Below are 19,392 nucleotides of genomic sequence, written 5' to 3'. Positions count from 1 at the left end.
CAACTTCTTTCTACAGAGTATCACGGGTTCAGCTTTTGTTCAGTCTCGTGCGCGGTAACAGATGACGGCCGAAGGGGCGGCAGCAGGTGCTGCGCAGCCACGGCGACCCGCACGCAATCCTTGATGTGGTGCTCTCCCAGGGCCCTGAGGGCGGCATAGCCCAGCATCGCCGAGACGGCCTGGCCGGCGAGAGGCACGTATTTGGTGGCCTGCTTGGCCGTCAGTCGCATTCCGGCGTGCTTCGCCAGCGTGACGAGCAGGTCGCGCGTCACCAGCCGCCCCACCAGCAACGCACCCACCGTCCCCACCGCCTGCTGGATGCGCTCCTGCCTGTGCGGTGAGAGCCGGTCGATCTGCGTCGGCGACAGGCCGAATTCGGTGCTGATCTGCGGCACCAGACGGGACAGCAAGGCCGCATCGGCGGCCCAGTCGACGCCGGGCAGCGGCACCGCGCTGGCGGCCGCCGCGATCAGTGCCTTGCGGCCGATGAGGCGCCGGCTGCGCCGGATCGCCTCGATCAAGCGGGGATCGCCTCGTGCGAGTTCGATGGCGGAGGGCATGCGGCGGCTTTCTGTCGATGGGTCAGGCGGCCAACGTTTCGAGCTGGTCGGAAAGCGCGAGCCAGCGCTCTTCCAGCCGCTCGACCTCGCCGGCCAGGACCTTGAGCCGCTTGCCGACGTCGGCGATCTCGGCCGCCGGCAGGCGCTGCGCGAGGCGCTGTTCCAACGCGACCTTTTCCGTGCCGATGGCCGAGAGGCGTTCGTCGATGCGGGCGATCTCGCGCTTGAGCGGTTTTTCCTGTTCGGCGCGCTGCTGGCGTTCCTGGGCCCCGAGCCGGCGTTGGTCGCGTCCGGCGCCGGCGGTTGCTTCCGCGCGTTCGACCGCGGGCGCCTTGACGGGTGCGGAGGGCGCCGGCGTGGCGATTGCCGGAACGGCCGTCGCATCGCTCGCCGTCTTCCGCACCGTTTCCTTTGCTTCCTCGCGCTGGCGCTTGGCCTCGTCGAGCAGGTAGCGCTGGTAGTCGTCGAGGTCGCCGTCGAAGTCCGTCACGGCACCGCGGCCCACCATCCAGAACTCGTCGCAGACCGACCGCAGCAGCGCACGGTCGTGGCTCACCAGCATCAGCGTGCCTTCGAACTCGTTGAGCGCCATGGCCAGGGCCTCGCGGGTGGCGAGGTCCAGGTGGTTGGTGGGCTCGTCGAGCAGCAGGAGGTTGGGCCGCTGCCACACCATCATGGCCAGCACCAGGCGTGCCTTCTCGCCTCCGCTCATGGTGCCCACGGCCTGCTTGACCATGTCGCCGTTGAAGTTGAAGCTGCCCAGGAAGCCGCGCAGCGCCTGCTCGCCGGTCGGCTCCTTGGCCGCCGCGCCCAGGTCGCGCGCCATGCGCACCATGTGCTCGAGCGGCGTGTCCTGGGGACGCAGCACGTCGAGTTCCTGCTGGGCGAAGTAGCCGATGTTCAGGCCTTTGCCCTCGGTCACGGTGCCGGCGACGGCGCCCATCTCGCGCGCGATCGTCTTCACCAGGGTCGACTTGCCCTGGCCGTTGGCGCCCAGGATGCCGATGCGCTGGCCGGCCAGCACCGAGCGGTTGACGCCGCGCAGGATGGTGCGCGGCGCGGCGTCCTCCATCCGGTAGCCGAAGCTCGCGTTGCTGATCGACAGCATCGGATTGGGGATGTGGCCGGGTTCCTTGAACTCGAAGGTGAAGTCGGCCTCCGCCAGCAGCGGCGCGACCTTCTCCATGCGCTCCAGCGCCTTGACCCGGCTCTGCGCCTGCTTGGCCTTGCTGGCCTTGGCCTTGAAGCGGTCGATGAACTTCTGCAGGTGGGCGATCTTCTCCTGCTGCTTGCCGAAGGCGGCCTGCTGCTGCTCCATGTGCAGGGCGCGCATCTCCTCGAACTTGCTGTAGTTGCCGCCGTAGCGCGTCAACTGGGCATTGACGATGTGCAGCGTGACGGTGGTCACGGCGTCGAGGAACTCGCGGTCGTGGCTGATGACGATCATCGTGCCGGCGTAGCGCTGCAGCCAGGCCTCGAGCCAGACCAGGGCGTCGAGGTCCAGGTGGTTGGTCGGCTCGTCGAGCAGCAGCAGGTCGCTCGGGCACATCAGGGCGCGGGCGAGCTGCAGGCGCATGCGCCAGCCGCCGGAGAAGCTGTTGACCGGCAGGTCGAGTTCGTGGAGCTTGAAACCCAGGCCGAGGATCAGCGCCTGCGCGCGCGGCACGGCGTCGTGCTCGCCGGCATCGGCCAGGTCGGTGTAGGCATGGGCGAGCGCCATGCCGATGTCGGCGTCGTCCGGGTCGGCTTCGTAGGCGGCCTCGGTGGCGGCGAGCGCCTCGCGCAGCTCGACCAGGCGGGTGTCGCCGCCGACCACGAAGTCGGTCGCCGACTCGTCGGTCTCGGGCATGTTCTGCGCCACCTGCGCCATCCGCCAGTGACGCGGCAGCGAGAAATCGCCGCCGTCCTCGTGCAGAGTACCGTTGAACAGCGCGAAGAGCGTCGACTTGCCGGCGCCGTTGCGGCCCACCAGGCCGACGCGCTCGCCGGGGTTGAGGGTGACGTTGGCGCCGTCGAGCAGGACTTTGGCGCTCCGGCGCAGGACGACGTTCTTCAGATGGATCATGGACGGGACGGAATGAGGCTCGGGGCTTCGACCGCAGCCGGGACCGGGGACGGCCTGCGTGTCGTGGGCTTGGATGAAACGGTTTCCCGCCACGGTTTCATCGGGAAAACTCGGGGATCGGGCAGCGGGGGTGGGGCGGGCGTCCGGGGCGGCCGGTCTCGCCGGTGCCGCGAGGCCGTGCCGTGGAGGGCTTCGGATGCGAGCTCGCCAGCCCTCGTATTGTAGGTGGCGCACCGTGCGGCGTCGAAGACCCCGGATGGATGGGGGCCGCCCGAGACCCGGTCCGCGACCCGTGGCGCGGGGAAGGCGCCGTCAGCGCGGGGCCAGGTCGGCCAGCGCGTCGCGCGTCGCCAGCAGCACCTGGTCCTCGCCGGCGGAGGTGTCGAGCCAGAAGACTTCCAGCGTCGGGAAGGCGGCCTCGAAATGGTCGCGTTCGTTGCCGATCTCCAGCACCAGCACGCCGCGGGGACTCAGGTGCGCCGGGGCGTCGCGCAGCAGGCCGCGGACGAAGTCCATGCCGTCGGCGCCGCCGGCCAGCGCCAGTTCGGGCTCGGCGCGGTACTCCGCCGGCAGCGCGGCCATGCTCCGCGCGTTCACGTAGGGCGGGTTGCACAGGATCAGGTCGTAGGGGCCGCGCACGTCGGCCAGGCCGTCCGAGGCGAGCAGCGTGACGCGTTCGTCGAGCCCGTGGCGCGTGACGTTGATCGCCGCCACCTCGAGCGCCGGGGTCGACAGGTCGGCCGCGTCGACGACCACCTCCGGGTAGGTCAGCGCCGCCAGCACGGCGAGGCTGCCGTTGCCGGTGCACAGGTCCAGCACGCGCCGCGTGTGCTCGCCCAGCCAGTAGTCGATGGTGCCTTCGGCCAGCAACTCGGCGATGAAGCTGCGCGGGACGATGGCGCGCTCGTCGACGTAGAAGGGCACGCCCTGCAGCCAGGCCTCCTTCGTGAGGTAGGCGGCGGGCTGGCGGGTCTCGATGCGGCGCGCGACGAGCGCTTCCACCCGCCGCGCGTCGGCCGGCGACACGGGCTGCGCAGCGACGGCGTCGAGATCGTGCAGCGGCAGGCGCAACTGCCACAGCACCAGCCAGGCGGCCTCGTCGAAGGCGTTGGCGGTGCCGTGGCCGAAGGCCACTCCCGCCGCGTCGAGTCGCGCGGCGGCGTCTTCGACGAGTCCGATGACGGTCGGGGTCGATCCGGCGGTCATGCCGTCGCCTTCGGCTGCAGCGCCGCCAGGCCCTCGAGCGTGCGGCGGTAGATGTTCTTCAGCGGTTCGATGTCGGCCACGGCGACGTGTTCGTCGATCTTGTGGATGCTGGCGTTCACCGGTCCCAGCTCGATCACCTGCGTGCAGATGCGGGCGATGAAGCGGGCGTCGCTGGTGCCGCCACTGGTCGAGCGCTCGGTCTGGATGCCGGTCTCGTCGCGGATGGCCTGCTCCACGGTCGTGACCAGCTCGCCGGGCTGGGTCAGGAAGGGCAGGCCGCCGATGGTCCAGGCCAGCGTGTGCTCGACGCCGTGCGCCGCCAGCACCGACTCGACGCGCCGCTGCAGCGACTGCGGCGTCGATTCGGTCGAGAAACGGAAGTTGAAGTCGATCACGGCGGCGCCGGGGATCACGTTGCTCGCGCCGGTGCCGGCGTGGAAGTTGCTGATCTGCCAACTGGTCGGCTGGAAGTGCGCGTTGCCGGCGTCCCAGTCGCCCGACGCGTTGATGGCGACGAGCTCGGCCAGCGCCGGGGCGACGGCGTGCACCGGGTTCTTCGCCAGGTGCGGGTAGGCGATGTGGCCCTGCAGGCCGTGCACGGTGAGGCGGCCGCTCATGGTGCCGCGCCGGCCGTACTTGATCATGTCGCCGCAGCGTTCGACCGAGGTCGGCTCGCCGACGATGCAGTAGTCGATCGCCTCGCCGCGCGCGGCCAGCGCGTCGCAGACGACGACGGTGCCGTCGATGGCCGGGCCTTCCTCGTCGCTGGTCAGCAGCAGCGCCAGGTTCAGGCAGGGCCGCGGATCGTTCGCCAGGAATTCCTCGATGGCGACCACGAAGGCGGCCAGCGAGGTCTTCATGTCGCAGGCGCCGCGCCCGTACAGGCGGCCGTCGCGGTGCGTGGGCGCGAAGGGGTGGTGGGTCCACTGGTCGAGCGGGCCGGTGGGCACGACGTCGGTGTGGCCGGCGAAGGCGACGGTGCGCGGCGAGACGACGTCGGCGGCCGCCGGGCGAATGGCCCACAGGTTGGTGACCCGGGCGTCGGCCGGGCCGCTCTCGATGGTTTCCAGCCGGAAGCCCAGCGGCGCGAGCCGTTCGCCGATCAGGCGCTGGCAGCCGGCGTCGTCGGGCGTGAGGGAGGGCAGCGAGATCAGTTGCTCGGCGAGCTGCAGGGTGCGGGACATGGCGTGGGTGGAATCGGGTCGGAACGGAAAGCGGAGGGACGAAGGGTCAGAAGCGCACGTCGAGCGTGATGTCGGTGAACGAGGGCTCGTCGTCGAGCCGGTTCTGCTGCTGTTCGCGCTGCTCGTCGGCGCTGGGGGCCGATGGCGTCGCGCGGTTCTGCAGGCGCCAGGTCAGGTTGATCGGTGAATCGGCATGGGCGAGGCCTTCCTCGCGGGTGACGCTTCCGGTGTCGATCAGGCGGGCGATGTCTTCCTCGAAGGTCTGCGAGCCCTCGGCCATCGACTGCGCCATGGCCTCCTTGACGGCCGTGAAGTCGCCGGCCTCGATCATCTCGGCGATGAGCGCCGTGTTGAGCATGACCTCGACGGCCGGAACGCGCGAGCCCTGCGGCGTGCGCAGCAGGCGCTGCGCGACGATGGCGCGCGTGGCGCCGGCCAGGTCGCCCAGCAGCGTGGTGCGCACCTCCGCCGGGTAGAAGCTCAGGATGCGGTTGAGCGCGCGGTAAGCGTTGTTGGCGTGCAGCGTGGCCACGCACAGATGGCCCGACTGCGCATAGGCGATGGCCGCGCTCATGGTGTCGCGGTCGCGGATCTCGCCGATCTGGATGACGTCGGGGGCCTGCCGCAGTGCATTCTTCAAGGCGATGCGCAGCGACTGCGTGTCGCTGCCGACGTCGCGCTGGTTGACCACCGACTTCTTGTTGGTGAAGGTGAACTCGATGGGTTCCTCCACCGTCAGGATGTGGCCGGTGGCGTGGGCGTTGCGGTGATCGAGCATCGACGCCAGGGTGGTCGACTTGCCCGCGCCGGTGGACCCGACCATCAGGATCAGCCCGCGCTTCTCCATGATCAGGGTCTTGAGCACCTCGGGCAGCAGCAGCGCATCGAGCGAGGGGATGACCGACGCGATGTGCCGAACCACCACCGCGTAGCAGCCGCGCTGGCGCATGCCGCTGATGCGGAAGTTGCCCGCGCCCTCGATCTGCACGGCCATGTTGAGTTCGCCGGTCGATTCGAGCTCGGCGATCCGGCTCTCGTGCACCACCTCGGCCAGCAGGTTCAACGGCGCTTCCGGCGGCAGCAGCTGCGAATTGACCGGCACGCAGTTGCCGTTGATGCGCATGAGCACCGGCGCGTGCGGCGACAGGTACAGGTCGGAGGCCTTGCGATCGGCCATCAGCCGCAGGAATCGTTCCATCGTCTTCATGAGCGTGTTCCCGGGCCGGTGGCCGCTGCGGTTGGAGGGCGGGGCCGGCGACGATCCAGCGAGCTGCCGGTCAATCGCGCAGCAGGTCGTTCAGGCTGGTGGTCGAGCGCGTCTTGGCGTCGACCTTCTTCACGATGATGGCGGCGTACATGCTGTAGCGGCCGTTGTCCTTGGGCAGGCTGCCGCTGACGACCACCGAGCCGGCCGGCACGCGGCCGTAGGTGGTCTCGCCGGTGGCGCGGTCGTAGATCGGCGTGCTCTGGCCGATGTAGACGCCCATCGACAGCACCGAGTTCTCCTCGACCACCACGCCCTCGACCACCTCGGAGCGCGCGCCGATGAAGCAGTTGTCCTCGATGATGGTCGGGCCGGCCTGCAGCGGCTCCAGCACGCCGCCGATGCCCACGCCGCCCGAGAGGTGCACGTTGGCGCCGATCTGCGCGCACGAGCCCACGGTGGCCCAGGTGTCGACCATCGTGCCCTCGCCGACGTAGGCGCCGATGTTCACGTAGGACGGCATCAGGATCGCGCCCTTGGCGATGTAGCTGCCGCGGCGCGCGACCGCCGGCGGCACGATGCGCACGCCGGCTTCCTTGAGCTCGGCGGCCGACAGGTGCGAGAACTTGGTCTGCACCTTGTCGTAGAAGCCCAGCGCGCCGGCCTGGATCTGCTCGTTGTCCTTCAGGCGGAACGACAGCAGCACGGCCTTCTTGATCCACTGGTGCACGGTCCACTGGCCGACGGCCTCGCGCGTGGCCACGCGCAGGTGGCCGTTGTTGAGTTCGGAGATCACGTGCTCGACGGCCTCGCGCACCTCGGCCGGCGCCTGGGCGGGGGAGAGGTTGGCACGGTCGTCCCATGCGGCGTCGATGGTCTGCTGGAGTTGCTGGGTCATTGGAAGACTCTGGAAGTGAGAGGGAACGGATACGAGGGAAGGATGTGCAGTCGAGGCGCTTCAGCGCCGCACGAAGTCCACGATGCGGCGGGCGGCCTCGACGCATTCGTCGGTGCCCGCCACGAGCGCCATGCGGATGCGGCCACGGCCCGGATTGGGCGCCGGCGGTACGGCCACCGAAGGCGTGGGCGCCGGGGCGGCGCCGCTGCCGGCATCGCGGGCCAGGAAGCTGCCCGGCAGCACCGTCACATTGTATTGAGCGTAGAGCGCGCGGGCGAAGCCGGCGTCGTCGCCGTTCCAGGACGCCGGCACGCCGGCCCACAGATAGAAACCGGCATCGGGCAGGCGCACGTCGAGCACGGGTTCGAGCAGCGGCGTCACGGCCGCGAACTTGGCGCGGTAGAGTGCGCGGTTCTCCACCACGTGCGACTCGTCGCCCCAGGCCGCGATGCTAGCCGCCGCCACGGCGCCGCCCATGGCGCTGCCGTGGTAGGTGCGGTAGAGCAGGAAGGCCTTGATGAGCGCGGCGTCGCCGGCGACGAAGCCGCTGCGCAGGCCGGGCACGTTGCTGCGCTTGGACAGCGAGGTCAGCGCGATCAGGTTGCGGAAGTCGTGCCGGCCCAGGCGCTGGGCGGCTTCGAGGCCACCGAGCGGGGGCACGTCGCGGAAGTAGATCTCGCTGTAGCACTCGTCGGAGGCGATGACGAAGCCGTGGCGGTCCGACAGCGCGAAGAGCTTCTGCCACTCCTCCAGCGGCATCACGGCGCCGGTCGGGTTGCCCGGCGAGCAGACGAAGACCAGCTGGGTGCGGGCCCAGACGGCGTCGGGCACGCTGTCCCAGTCGACCGCGAAGTTGCGCTCGGGCACGCTCGGCACGTAGTACGTCTCGGCACCGGCGAGCAGGGCCGCGCCCTCGTAGATCTGATAGAACGGATTGGGCGACACCACGATCGGCCGGCGGCTGGCGTCGACCACCGTCTGCGCCAGCGCGAACAACGCCTCGCGCGAGCCGTTGACCGGCAGCACCTGCGTCGCCGGGTCGAGCGAGAGCCGGTAGCGCTTCTGCAGCCAGGCCGTGAACGACTGGCGCAGCTTCAGGTCGCCGGCCGTGGCCGGGTAGGCGGCCAGGGCGTCGAGCCCGCCGGCCAGGGCGTCGCGGATGAAGGCCGGGGTCGGATGCTTGGGTTCGCCGATGCCCAGGCTGATGGGGCGGTAGTCGGCATTGGGCACGACGCCCGCGAAGAGTTGGCGCAGCCGCTCGAAGGGGTAGGGCTGCAGCTTGGCGAGCAGGGGATTCATGGGACGGGATTATCGGTGGGGTCCGCCGCGGGCGTCGGCGGCCCCGCGGCCGATCCGGTGTCAGCGCGCGGCGGCGCGCCAGTCGACCTGCGCCGGCCGGCCTTCCAGCCGCAGCCGGGCCGTGGCCGGCGGCGTCTCGGCCAACAGCGCGCCCCGGCGGAACACCGCGAGCCGCGTCGCGCGCAGCCGGATCGCCTCGACCGGATCGCGCGCCTGCAGCAGCACGAAGCTGGCGTCGCAGCCGACCTCCAGGCCGTAGCGCGGCAGGTGCATGACCGCCGCCGCGTTCGTCGTCACGGCCTCGAAGCAGCGCCGGATGCCGGCCTGGCTGGTCATCTGCGCCACGTGCAAGCCCATGTGCGCGACCTCCAGCATGTCGCCCGAACCCATCCCGTACCACGGGTCCATCACGCAGTCGTGGCCGAAGGCGACCGTCACGCCGGCGGCCATCAGCTCCGGCACGCGCGTCATGCCGCGGCGCTTGGGGTAGGTGTCGTGGCGGCCCTGCAGCGTGATGTTGATGAGCGGGTTGGCGATCACGGCGACGCCGCTCTCGGCGATCAGCGGCAGCAGCTTGCTGACGTAGTAGTTGTCCATCGAGTGCATCGACGTGCAGTGCGAGCCGGTCACCCGGCCCTGCAGGCCCAGGCGATGGGCCTCGGCGGCCAGGGTCTCGATGTGGCGCGAGAGCGGGTCGTCGGACTCGTCGCAGTGCATGTCGACCAGCAGCCCGCGCGCGGCGGCGATCCCGCACAGCCGCCGCACGCTGTCGGCACCGTCGGCCATGGTGCGCTCGAAGTGCGGAATGCCGCCGACCACGTCGACGCCGAGGTCGAGCGCGCGCTCCAGGTTGGCGACGCCACCGGGCGAACGCAGCACGCCGTCCTGCGGGAACGCCACCAGTTGCAGGTCCAGGTACGGCGCGACGCGGCGCTTGACCTCCAGCAGCGCCTCGACCGCCAGCAGGCTCGGATCGCTGGTGTCGACGTGCGTGCGGATCGCCAGCAGGCCCTTGGCGACCGCCCAGTCGCAGTACGCCAGCGCGCGCTCGATCAACGCCTCCTGCTTGAGCAGCGGCTTGAGCTCGCCCCACAGCGCGATGCCCTCGAGCAGGGTGCCGCTCTCGTTGACGCGCGGCAGGCCGTAGCTGAGCGTGGCGTCCATGTGGAAGTGCGGGTCGACGAAGTGCGGCGCGACCAGCTGGCCGGCGGCGTCGAGCGTGCGCAGCGCCGGCGCGTCCAGGCCGGGCGCGACCTCGACGATCAGGCCGTCGCGCACGGCGATGGACATGCCGGTGCGGCCGTCGGGCAGGGCGGCGTCGCGGACGAGGAGCTGGAGCATGGCGGACGTTCTTTCGGCGGCGTTGAGGGGGACGGCGGGGCGGGGCGGCGGGGCGCCGACGATTATGTTGGCGGGGGCCGATGGCGTGCGGCACGTCGGGTATCCGAAGGAAGGTCGGCACGCATGCCGCCCCGCCCCTGCGTGTCGGCGACGGCTTCGCCCGTGCCGGAGCAGCAGCCGGCTCAGTCCAGCCGGAGGTCGCCCAGCCGCCGGACCACGAGGTCGTGCAGCGTCTGCGCCGCCACCGACAGGCCGCCCTCGCGGCGCCGCACCAGGTAGACGTCGCGCCGCAGCCCCGGCACCGGCAGGGGCCGCGTGACCAGCCCCTCGCGCCGGAAATGGAACAACGTCAGGGCCGGCACCACGCTGATGCCCAGCCCGGCCTCGACCAGCCCCATCACCGTGGACAGGTGCTCGACCTCGAACACGGCGTTCAGGCGCAGCGGATGCAGCGCCGCGTCGAGCGACTGCCGCACGCTGCTGTGGCGCGCCATCTGGACGAAGGGCCACGGCGCGAGCTTGCGGGCGGTGAGGGCCGGCTCGGCCGCCAGCGGGTGGTCGGCGCGGCAGACCAGATGGAAGCCGTCGCTGCACAGCCGGCGCCCGACCAGGTCGACCTCCGCGACGCTGCCGGCGCCCGAGGACGCCAGCGCGAAGTCGGCCCGTCCGTTGCGCACGTGGGCGACGCAGGCGTCGGACAGGGCATCGTCGAGTTCCAGCGCGATGCCCGGCCACGTCGCCATGAACTCCGCGAAGACCGCCGGCAGCCAGCCCGCCGCCAGCGAGGGCAGGGCCGCCACGCGCACCCGGCCCTTGCGGCGCTCCACGTGGTCGGCCAGGCCGGCCAGGGCCGCGCCCATGTCGTCGAGCAGGCGCCGGGCGGACGGCTCGAACAGCCGGCCCTCCGGCGTGAGCGCGACGCTGCGCGTGTCGCGGTCGAACAGCCGCGTGCCCAGCGCGTCCTCCAATGCCTTGATCAGCGCGCTGAAGGCCGGCTGCGACAGGTGGCAGGTCCGCGCCGCGCGGGTGAAGTTGCGCTGCGTCGCCAGGGCCAGGAAGGCGCGCAGTTGCCGGGCGGAGAGATCGGGAGCGGTCATGTGGCGATCCGGAAAACAGATGAATCGATCCGAATTTTCGATTTTACGGATGGCCGACCGCCTCCTACAGTGGCCGCTTCCCAGACCGACGACCACGAAGACGACGAGGAGACACGGGACCATGAACGATCCTGCCCGAACACCCCTGCCACTGCTGATCGGCTGCGCCGCCGGCTTCTCAGGCGACCGCACCGACGCCGCCGGGCCGGTGGTCGACACGCTGATCGCGCGGCTCGGCGCGGCGGCGTCGACCGATCCCGCCGCCGCGCCGCGCGCCTTCCTGATCTTCGAGACCCTGGCCGAGCGCACCCTGGCGCTGGCCCAGCTGCGCCGCCGCGCCGACCCCGAGGTGGGCTACGAACCCCTGCTCGATGCCATGCTGCGGCCGGTGCTCGCGCGCTGCCTGGCGCACGGCATCCGCATCGTGAGCAACTTCGGCGCGGCCAACCCGCGCGCGGCGGCGCGCCACATCGCGCGGATGGCGCGCGAACTGGGCCTGGTCGCGCCGCGCATCGCGGTGGTGGAGGGCGACGACCTGTCGGCGCCGGGCTTCCGCGCGCTGCTGCGCGAGCGGATCGGCACGGCGATGGACGGTCTGCGCATCGTCAGCGCCAACGCCTACATCGGCGCCGAGCCGATCGCCCGGGCGCTCGATGCCGGCGCGCAGATCGTCGTCTGCGGGCGCGTGGCCGATCCGTCGCTGACGGTCGGTCCGGCGATGTCGCACTTCGGCTGGCGCGCCGACGACTGGGAGCGGCTCGGCCGCGCCACCATGGCCGGCCACCTGCTCGAATGCGGCGCGCAGGTCTGCGGCGGCTACTTCGCCGACCCGGGCTTCAAGGACGTGCCGGGGCTCGGCCACGTCGGCTTCCCGATCGCCGAGATCGACGCCGACGGCCGCTGCACCATCGGCAAGGCCGATGCGACCGGTGGCCTCGTGACGGAGGCGACGGTCAAGGAACAGCTGATCTACGAGGTGCACGATCCGGCGGCCTACCTGACGCCCGACGTGGTGGCCGACATCGCCGAGGCGTCGGTGCGCTCGGTGGGTCCGGATCGCGTGACGCTCTCGGGCGTGCGCGGGCATCCGCGGCCCACGCACTACAAGGTCAACGTCTGCCACGAGGGTGGCTGGCTGGCCGAGGGCGAGATCTCCTATGCCGGCGCGCGTGCCGAGGCCCGCGCCCGGCTGGCGGCGGCGGTGCTGCGCGAGCGCCTGCCCGCGCTGGACCTGCGGGTCGACCTGATCGGCGCCGTCAGCATCCTGGGCGACGACGCCGGCCGCGCGCTGGCCGCCACGCCCGACGGCGGCGCGCGCGACGTGCGCCTGCGCGTCGCCGCGACCCACGCCGAGCGCGCCGTGGCCGAGACCCTGGGGCGCGAGGTGATGGCGCTCTATACCTGCGGTCCGGCCGGCGGCGGCGGCGTGCGCAGCACGCTCACGCCGCGCCTGAACACCGTCTCGTGCCTGCTGCCGCGCGATGCGGTGCCGGTCGGCTTCGAGATGATGGAGGCGGCCGCATGAACGCCGGTCGCACCGGACCCGTCGACGACGACATCGTCGTCGTCCCTCTCCACCGCGCGGCGCACGGCCGCACCGGCGACAAGGGCGACCGCTCCAACATCAGCGTGATCGCCTGGCACCCGGAGCTCTGGCCGTTGCTGCTCGACCAGGTCACGCCGGAGGCGGTGGCCGCGCAGTTCCGCCACCGCGCGCCCAGCCGCGTGCAGCGCTTCGTCATGCCGGGGCTGCAGGCGATGAACTTCGTGCTCGACGCCGTGCTCGACGGCGGCGTCAACGACGCGCTCAACCTCGACACGCATGGCAAGTCGCTGTCGTTCCTGCTGCTCGACCTGCCGCTGCGGGTGCCCGCGCACCTGCGGCACCGACTGGTCGGCCCGGACGACCACCGAGGCGCGACGGTTTTCCCTTTCCCCATTCCATAGAACCATCCAGGAGAAGAGACCCATGAACCCCTTCCGCCCGATCGCCCTCGCGGCCGCCGTGCTGAGTGCCGCCGCGCTGGTGCCCGCCGTCGCGCAGGCGCAGTCCTTCCCGGAGAAATCCATCACCTTCGTCGTGCCCTTCGCCGCCGGCACCGCCACCGACCAGATCGCCCGCGCGCTGGGCAACGGCGTCACCGCCGAGAGCAGGCAGGCGGTGATCATCGACAACCGGGCCGGCGCCAGCGGCTTCATCGCCTCGCAGTACGTCGCCAAGGCGGCGCCGGACGGCTACACCGTGCTCGTCACCACCAACACCACGCACGCGGCCAACGAGCACCTCTACAGGAAGATGCCCTACGACCCGGTGAAGGACTTCGCCCCGGTCGCGGCGCTGGGCAAGGGCGGCCAGATCATGGTGGTGCGTCCGGACTTCGCCGCCAAGACGGTGGCCGAATTCGTCGCGCTGGCGAAGAAGGAGCCGGGCAGGTACAGCTTCGGCAGCGGCAGCTCGTCGAGCCGCATGGCCGGCGAACTGCTCCAGCAGATGGCCGACGTCAAGCTGCTGCACGTGCCCTACAAGAGCAACACGCTGGCCGTGACCGACCTGCTGGGCGGCCAGATCGACATGATGATCACCGACACCGCGACCGGCCTGCCGCAGGTCAAGGCCGGCAAGCTGCGCGCCATCGGCGTGTCGAGCGCGGCGCGCTCGCCGCTCGCGCCGGACGTGCCCACCATCTCCGAAGCCGGCGTCAAGGGCTACGAGATGGGCTACTGGTTCGCCGCCTACGCCCCCGCGAAGACCCCGCCGGCGGTCGTCAGGCGCCTGAACGAGCTGCTGGTGAAGGCCGCCCGCAGCGAGGCCGCGAAGAGCGCCTTCTACGAGCCGACCGGCACCGAGGTCTTCACGACCTCGCCGGAAGAGCTGGCGAAGTTCCAGGCCGGCGAATCGCAGAAGTGGGGCCGCATCGTGAAGGCCGCCGGCATCGAGGCGGAATGAGCGGCGGCCCGCCGCGCGGCCCAGGCGCGGCTCCAAGAACACAAGATCGACCAACGGAGACAACGACATGCAACGCCACCCAGGACTTTCCACGCCCCGCCGCCGGGTCCTCCCGGGCCTGACGGCAGGCCTCGCCGCGCTGGTGCTCGCCGCGTGCGGCGGCAGCGACGGCGACGGCAGCGCCGCCGTGCCGCCGGCGACGACCACACCGACCACGCCCACGACGCCGGTCGCCGCCAAGCCGCAGCTCACGCTCACCATCGCCTCGACCGTCGACTATCCCGGCAGCTTCGGCGCCGTCGGGGCCTACGAGCAGGTCACCGGCACGATCGCCGGCGAGGTCGACCCGAAGGACGCGAAGAACGCCATCATCCAGGACCTCGAGCTGGCCCCGGTCAACGCGCGCGGCATGGTCGAGTACAGCGCCGACTTCACGATGCTCAAGCCCAAGGAAATGAGCAAGGCGGGCGGCGTGCTGCGCTACGACGCGCCCAATCGCGGCAACATCCTCACGGCGCCCAACCTCGCGGCCAATCCGGGCGACGCGATCTACTTCGAGCGCGGTTTCGTCTGGCTGTTCTCGGCCTGGCAGGGCGACGTGCCCAAGAGCTCGCCGCAACGCCTGACGGCGACGGTGCCGATCGCGAGGAACAAGGACGGCAGCGCGATCACCGGCCCCTACACCGCCGAGCTGCTGACCTCCGTCGCGGCGCCCGCGCTCACGCTGCCCGGCGGCGTGTTCAACGGCAGCATGATCCCGTACGCCCCGGCCAGCCTGGACAACACCCGGAGCGGCTACCTGCTGACCCGCCGCGTCAACGAGGCGGATCCGCGCATCCCCATCCCGGCCTCGGACTGGAAGTTCGCCAGCTGCAACGCGACCGACAGGCCGTTCCCCGGCACGGCCGATCCGGCCTCGGTCTGCCTCAAGGGCGGCTTCCAGCCCGACACCCTCTACGAGGTCAGCTACGTCGCCAAGGACCCGCGCGTCATGGGCGTCGGCCTGGCGGCATTGCGCGACACCGTCGACTTCTTCCGCAACGCCACCGCCGACGCCGCCGGCCGGCCCAATCCGCTGGCCGGCCGCATCAAGGCCACGATCGGGCAGGGCACCTCGCAGTCGGGCAACGCGCTCAAGACCTTCCTGCACCTGGGCTTCAACCAGTCGCTCGCCGGCGGCAAGGTGTTCGACGGCCTCTACACGCACGTCGCGGCGCGCCAGACCAACATCAACACCCGCTTCGCCGTGCCGGGCGGCGGCGGCGGCGTGCGCACCGACCACCGCGCGTTCGGGCAGACCGCGCCGCGCGGCCTGGCGGCCGACTACCGCGACGACGTGGCCGGCCGCACGGGCGGCGTCATGGCCCGCTGCCAGGCCACGGCCACCTGCCCGAAATACTTCCTGGGCCTGTCGGGCACCGAGTTCTGGCAGCTGCAGGGCTCGCCGGTGCTGACCGACGCCTGGGGCTTCCGCGACCTGGTCCAGCCGGACAACGCCCGCGTCTACTACTACGCCGGGACGCAGCACGGCGGCGGTACCGGCGGTCTGGAAGCCGGCATCGCCTACGCGCCGGCGGGCGCGGTCTACCCGCGCGGCAACATGGTCGATTTCGCCGACACCTTCCGGGCGCTGTTCGTGCAGCTGACCGACTGGGTGACCACCGACAAGGCCCCGTCGCCCAGCCAGACGCCCCGGCTCGCCGACGGCTCGCTGGTGCGTCCCGACCAGCTGCGCTTCCCGGTCATGAAGGGCGTGAGCTTCCCGCGCGCCAACGGCGTGGCGCTGCCCGACTTCGCCTACCGCGGTCTCTACAACGAATTCGCGCTGCTGGACTTCGGCCCGCTGTACCGGCCGCAGGACGAGTCGGGCATCCCGACACTGCTGCCGCCGGCGAACCTGGGGCGCAGCTACGCCATCCTGGTGCCCAACGTCGACGCCCGCACCGGCCTGCCCGTGGCGGGCATCCGCAACGTCGACGTGCAGGCGCCGCTGGGCACCAGCATCGAGTTCAACTACGTGCCGACCCCGGGCATCGTCGACCTCGTGAACCTGACCGGCGCCTACATTCCGTTCCACGCCACCGAGGCAGCGCGCCTGGCCGCCGGCGACACGCGGCCGTCGCTCGAATCGCTCTACGGCAGCCCGGCCGGCTACGTGGCGGCGGTGACGGCGGCGGCCGACGCGCTGGTCGCCCAGGGCTTCCTGCTGCGCGGCGACGCCGATCGCCGCATCGCGCGGGCGCAGGGCGTCACGTTCTGACTCCCGGTCTTCGCACTTCGTGCCGCCTGGCCAAGTCCCCTGCAGGGGGCGACACCGGCGGCCCGGCGGAGCCGGTTCCGAGGTGTTTCCGGGATCTGGAGGTGAGGGTTTCGCAGGAGCTGGTCCGTATGCCTTGCTTCCATTGCCGGGCCGGTGCGTGCAGACTCGGCGGGTTTCGCGGACCGTGCCGCGATCGACACCAGGAGAACGACGATGGCCGACGAGACATTCACGCTGTGCATCGAGCGCCGGATCGAGGCACCGGTCGCGCGGGTCTGGCAGGCGATGACCGAGCGCTTCGAGGAGTGGTTCTGTCCCCGTCCCTGGCGGGCCGAGGCCCGTGTGCTGGAGTGGCGTCCGGGCGGTCGGAGCCTCGTCGTGATGCACGGGCCCGACGGCGAGGAGATGACCAACGAGGGCACGGTGCTGGCCTTCGAGCCCCTCAGGCGCTTCGTCTTCATGGATGCCTTCAAGGGCGACTGGCTGCCCGCCGGGCCCTTCATGGTCGGCACTTTCGAGATCGAGGCCGACGGCGACGCGACGCGCTACCGCGCCAGCGCCCGCCATTGGACGCGTGAGGCCATGGAGCAGCATCGCCGGATGGGCTTCGAGGCCGGCTGGGGCGCTGCGGCGGACCAGCTCAAAGCCCTGGCGGAGACCTCCTGACTTCGCGACTTTCCGACGAAACGCTTCAACGACGAAGGCCCCGCGATGGGGCCTTCGTCATGTCTTCACGTGTCGAGCGAGCCCGTCCGGGGCTCGATCCGATCCTGCGTCAGCGGGCTGCTTGGCCCTGGCCTTCGGCCTCGGTCTCGATGTCGCGTTCGCCGAGCTTGCGGTTGATGAACAGTGCCGCCAGCGTCGCCGCGCAGCCCGACAGCAGGTAGACGCTGATGTAGGCCAGACCGAAGTGCGCCGACAGGCCCAGCACCACCAGAGGTGCGAAGGCCGCGCCGATCAGCCAGGCGACGTCGGCCGTGAGCGCAGCGCCGGTGTAGCGGTACTTGCCGGAGAAGTTCGACGTCACCGCGCCGGCGGCCTGGCCGTACGACAGGCCCAGCAGCACGAAGCCCACCAGGATGAAGACGTCCTGGCCGAGCGAGCCGCCGCCCATGAGCGTCAGGCCGAAGCCGCTGAAGACGGCGATCAGCACGGCCAGGGTGCCCAGCGTGTTGCGACGGCCGAAGCGGTCGGCGATCTTGCCCGAGGCCACCATGGCCACGCCGCAGAGCGCCGCGCCCACCAGCTGCACCACCAGGAACTCGCTCACGCTCTGGTCGGAGTAGAGCGTCACCCACGACAGCGGGAAGATCGTCACGACGTGGAAGAGGGCGTAGCTCGCCAGGGCGGCGAAGGCGCCGATCAGGATGTTCGAGCCCTGGGCGCGGAAGATCTCGACGACGCCGGTGGGGGCGAGTTCGCGCTCGTCGAGCAGCTTGACGTAGGTCGTCGCGGCCACCAGGCGCAGGCGGGCGAAGAGCGCGACCACGTTGATGGCGAAGGCCACGTAGAACGGATAGCGCCAGCCCCAGGACAGGAACTCCTCGCGCGTCAGGCTCGCCGTCAGGTAGGCGAACAGGGCGGCCGCGACGCCGAAGCCCAGCGGGGCGCCGAGCTGGCCGAGCATGGCGTACCAGCCGCGGCGGTTCTTGGGTGCGTTCAGCGCCAGCAGCGAGGGCAGGCCGTCCCAGGAGCCACCGAGCGCGAGGCCCTGCAGGATGCGCAGCACGCCCAGGAGCACGATCGACGCGTTGCCCAGGCTGTTGAAGCCCGGCAGGAAGGCGATGCCCGCCGTCGACGTGCCCAGCAGGAACAGGGCGATCGCCAGCTTGGCCTGGCGGCCGTAGCGGCGCTGGACGCCCATGGAGATCGCCGTGCCGAAGGGCCGCGCCAGGAACGCCAGCGAGAACACCGCGAAGGAATAGAGCGTGCCGGTCAGTGCGTCGGCGAAGGGGAAGAAGATCGTCGGGAACACCAGCGCGGAGGCGATGCCGTAGACGAAGAAGTCGAAGTACTCGGAAGCGCGCCCGATCACCACGCCGACCGCGATCTCGCCGGGTTCGACCTGACCGTGGTCGCCACCCACGGCATGCGCGATGTCCTTGTCGGTCGATGTGTTGCTGCCGTGTGGGCCGAGAGTGGACGTCGTCATGGTTCTAGGCGGAGTTTTCCGGTTGTAATTGCTGCACGCCCGAGCGTCGCACCGCTGGGCGATTGTGACCATAGGACAAAACGTCCAATGACAAAGTCGACTCATTGGCCGTAAATTCGCCGGGTGCTCCTGCAGCACGCTCTCCATTTTTACCGCATGCCCACCTTCAAGAACCTCCGCGGTCTGCTGATTGCCCCCGCCATGCTGTTGGCTGGTTGCAACACAGTCCTGCTCAATCCCTCCGGCGACATCGCCAACCAGCAGGGGCGGCTCATCGTCATCTCCACGGTGCTGATGCTGCTGATCATCATCCCGGTGATCTTCCTGGTGTTCTATTTCGCCTGGCGCTATCGCCACGGGAGCGAGACGGCGAAGAAGGAGTATTCCCCCAACTGGGACCACTCCGTGCAGCTGGAGCTGGCGATCTGGGGCGCGCCGCTGCTCATCATCATCGCGCTCGGTGCGGTGACCTGGATCAGCACCCACACGCTCGACCCGTACCGGCAGCTCACGCGGCTCGACGCCAAGCGTCCGATCCCGGCCGATGCCCAGCCGATCAACGTCGAGGTGGTGGCGCTCGACTGGAAGTGGCTCTTCATCTATCCCGACCAGGGCATCGCGCTGGTCAACGAGCTGGCCGCGCCGGTCGACGTGCCGATCCACTTCAAGATCACGTCGTCCTCGGTGATGAACTCGTTCTTCATCCCGGCGCTGGCCGGGCAGATCTACGCCATGCCGGGCATGGAGACCAAGCTGCACGCGGTCATCAACCAGCCCGGCGTGTTCGACGGCTTTTCCGCCAACTACAGCGGCGAGGGCTTCTCGGGCATGCGCTTCAAGTTCCACGGCATGAACGCGGCCGACTTCGGCCGCTGGGTGGAACGCACCAAGGCCGGTGGCGGCGCGCTCGACCGCGCGGCCTACCTGAAGCTCGAGCAGCCGAGCGAGCGTGATCCGGTGCGTCGTTACGGCACCGTGGCGCCGGACCTGTACCAGGCCATCCTGAACCGCTGCGTCGACACGACCAAGATGTGCATGAACCAGATGATGGCCATCGACGCGCAGGGCGGCATGGGCAAGCCCGGCGCGCACAACACGGCATCCAAGCCCTGGCAACCCGACAACAACAAGTCGCCGATGCGGACCTACGTCGCGGCGATGTGCACCCCTCGAGATTGA

Annotated in this window: 16 protein-coding genes; 6 read left to right on the top strand and 10 right to left on the bottom strand. The window is 70.7% G+C overall.

The genetic code is table 11. From position 1 onward, the window contains the following. Positions 1-20: 20 nt before the first annotated feature. The 9 genes from ABID77_RS03640 to ABID77_RS03600 form a co-directional block, all read right to left on the bottom strand. Positions 21-560, bottom strand: coding sequence for a hypothetical protein (locus tag ABID77_RS03640; RefSeq protein WP_429591008.1), 540 nt, complete (start codon positions 558-560; stop codon positions 21-23). Positions 561-582: 22 nt separating this feature from the next. Next, entirely contained in the window at positions 583-2,625 is a 2,043-nt protein-coding gene (locus tag ABID77_RS03635; protein ID WP_429591005.1) for an ABC-F family ATP-binding cassette domain-containing protein, read from the bottom strand. 312 nt (positions 2,626-2,937) lie between these two features. After that, on the bottom strand, positions 2,938-3,831 hold the full coding sequence (gene prmB, locus ABID77_RS03630; RefSeq protein WP_429591002.1) for a 50S ribosomal protein L3 N(5)-glutamine methyltransferase: 894 nt from the start codon (positions 3,829-3,831) through the stop codon (positions 2,938-2,940). Beyond that, positions 3,828-5,015, bottom strand: a complete 1,188-nt coding sequence (gene dapE, locus ABID77_RS03625; protein WP_429590999.1) for a succinyl-diaminopimelate desuccinylase — start codon at positions 5,013-5,015, stop codon at positions 3,828-3,830. Before dapE ends, prmB begins: the two co-directional genes overlap by 4 nt. 46 nt (positions 5,016-5,061) lie before the next feature. Then, a complete protein-coding gene (locus ABID77_RS03620) occupies positions 5,062-6,222 on the bottom strand; it encodes a PilT/PilU family type 4a pilus ATPase (protein WP_429590996.1) in 1,161 nt (386 codons plus the stop codon). 70 nt (positions 6,223-6,292) lie between these two features. After that, complete coding sequence (gene dapD, locus ABID77_RS03615) at positions 6,293-7,117, bottom strand: 2,3,4,5-tetrahydropyridine-2,6-dicarboxylate N-succinyltransferase (protein ID WP_429590994.1); 825 nt, start codon at positions 7,115-7,117, stop codon at positions 6,293-6,295. Positions 7,118-7,177: 60 nt separating this feature from the next. Further along, on the bottom strand, positions 7,178-8,416 hold the full coding sequence (gene dapC / locus ABID77_RS03610) for a succinyldiaminopimelate transaminase (RefSeq protein ID WP_429590991.1): 1,239 nt from the start codon (positions 8,414-8,416) through the stop codon (positions 7,178-7,180). A 60-nt stretch (positions 8,417-8,476) separates the two neighbouring features. Beyond that, positions 8,477-9,757, bottom strand: coding sequence for an amidohydrolase family protein (locus ABID77_RS03605; RefSeq protein WP_429590988.1), 1,281 nt, complete (start codon positions 9,755-9,757; stop codon positions 8,477-8,479). Positions 9,758-9,939: 182 nt separating this feature from the next. Continuing rightward, entirely contained in the window at positions 9,940-10,854 is a 915-nt protein-coding gene (locus tag ABID77_RS03600; RefSeq protein WP_429590985.1) for a LysR family transcriptional regulator, read from the bottom strand. Positions 10,855-10,975: 121 nt separating this feature from the next. On the opposite strand from ABID77_RS03600, the gene ABID77_RS03595 reads away from it, so the two are divergent. The 5 genes from ABID77_RS03595 to ABID77_RS03575 all read left to right on the top strand — a co-directional run bounded on the left by ABID77_RS03595 (position 10,976) and on the right by ABID77_RS03575 (position 16,727). Next, complete coding sequence (locus tag ABID77_RS03595) at positions 10,976-12,379, top strand: acyclic terpene utilization AtuA family protein (RefSeq protein WP_429590982.1); 1,404 nt, start codon at positions 10,976-10,978, stop codon at positions 12,377-12,379. Beyond that, positions 12,376-12,801 (top strand): AtuA-related protein, encoded by a 426-nt coding sequence (locus ABID77_RS03590; RefSeq protein ID WP_429590980.1) that lies wholly within the window; start codon positions 12,376-12,378, stop codon positions 12,799-12,801. The genes ABID77_RS03595 and ABID77_RS03590 overlap by 4 nt, the downstream gene beginning before the upstream one ends. A gap of 22 nt (positions 12,802-12,823) precedes the next feature. Next, positions 12,824-13,801, top strand: a complete 978-nt coding sequence (locus ABID77_RS03585) for a Bug family tripartite tricarboxylate transporter substrate binding protein (protein ID WP_429590977.1) — start codon at positions 12,824-12,826, stop codon at positions 13,799-13,801. A 67-nt stretch (positions 13,802-13,868) separates the two neighbouring features. Next, positions 13,869-16,061 (top strand): alpha/beta hydrolase domain-containing protein, encoded by a 2,193-nt coding sequence (locus ABID77_RS03580; protein WP_429590974.1) that lies wholly within the window; start codon positions 13,869-13,871, stop codon positions 16,059-16,061. 213 nt (positions 16,062-16,274) lie between these two features. Then, positions 16,275-16,727: an SRPBCC domain-containing protein gene (locus ABID77_RS03575; protein WP_429590971.1), complete on the top strand. Its 453-nt coding sequence runs from the start codon at positions 16,275-16,277 to the stop codon at positions 16,725-16,727. 109 nt (positions 16,728-16,836) lie between these two features. On the opposite strand, the gene ABID77_RS03570 is transcribed toward ABID77_RS03575, so the two are convergent. Continuing rightward, the gene (locus tag ABID77_RS03570; protein WP_429590968.1) at positions 16,837-18,213 is read right to left on the bottom strand and encodes an MFS transporter; all 1,377 of its coding nucleotides are present in this window, start codon (positions 18,211-18,213) and stop codon (positions 16,837-16,839) included. Positions 18,214-18,369: 156 nt separating this feature from the next. Between ABID77_RS03570 and cyoA the strand changes: the two genes are divergently transcribed. Next, complete coding sequence (gene cyoA / locus ABID77_RS03565) at positions 18,370-19,392, top strand: ubiquinol oxidase subunit II (RefSeq protein WP_429590965.1); 1,023 nt, start codon at positions 18,370-18,372, stop codon at positions 19,390-19,392.

It is taken from the genome of Variovorax sp. PvP013, from assembly GCF_050435945.1.
Taxonomy (GTDB): Bacteria; Pseudomonadota; Gammaproteobacteria; order Burkholderiales; family Burkholderiaceae_C; genus Variovorax.
Note: the sequence above shows the minus strand (reverse complement) of the source record. Positions and strands in the feature narration are given on the sequence as shown.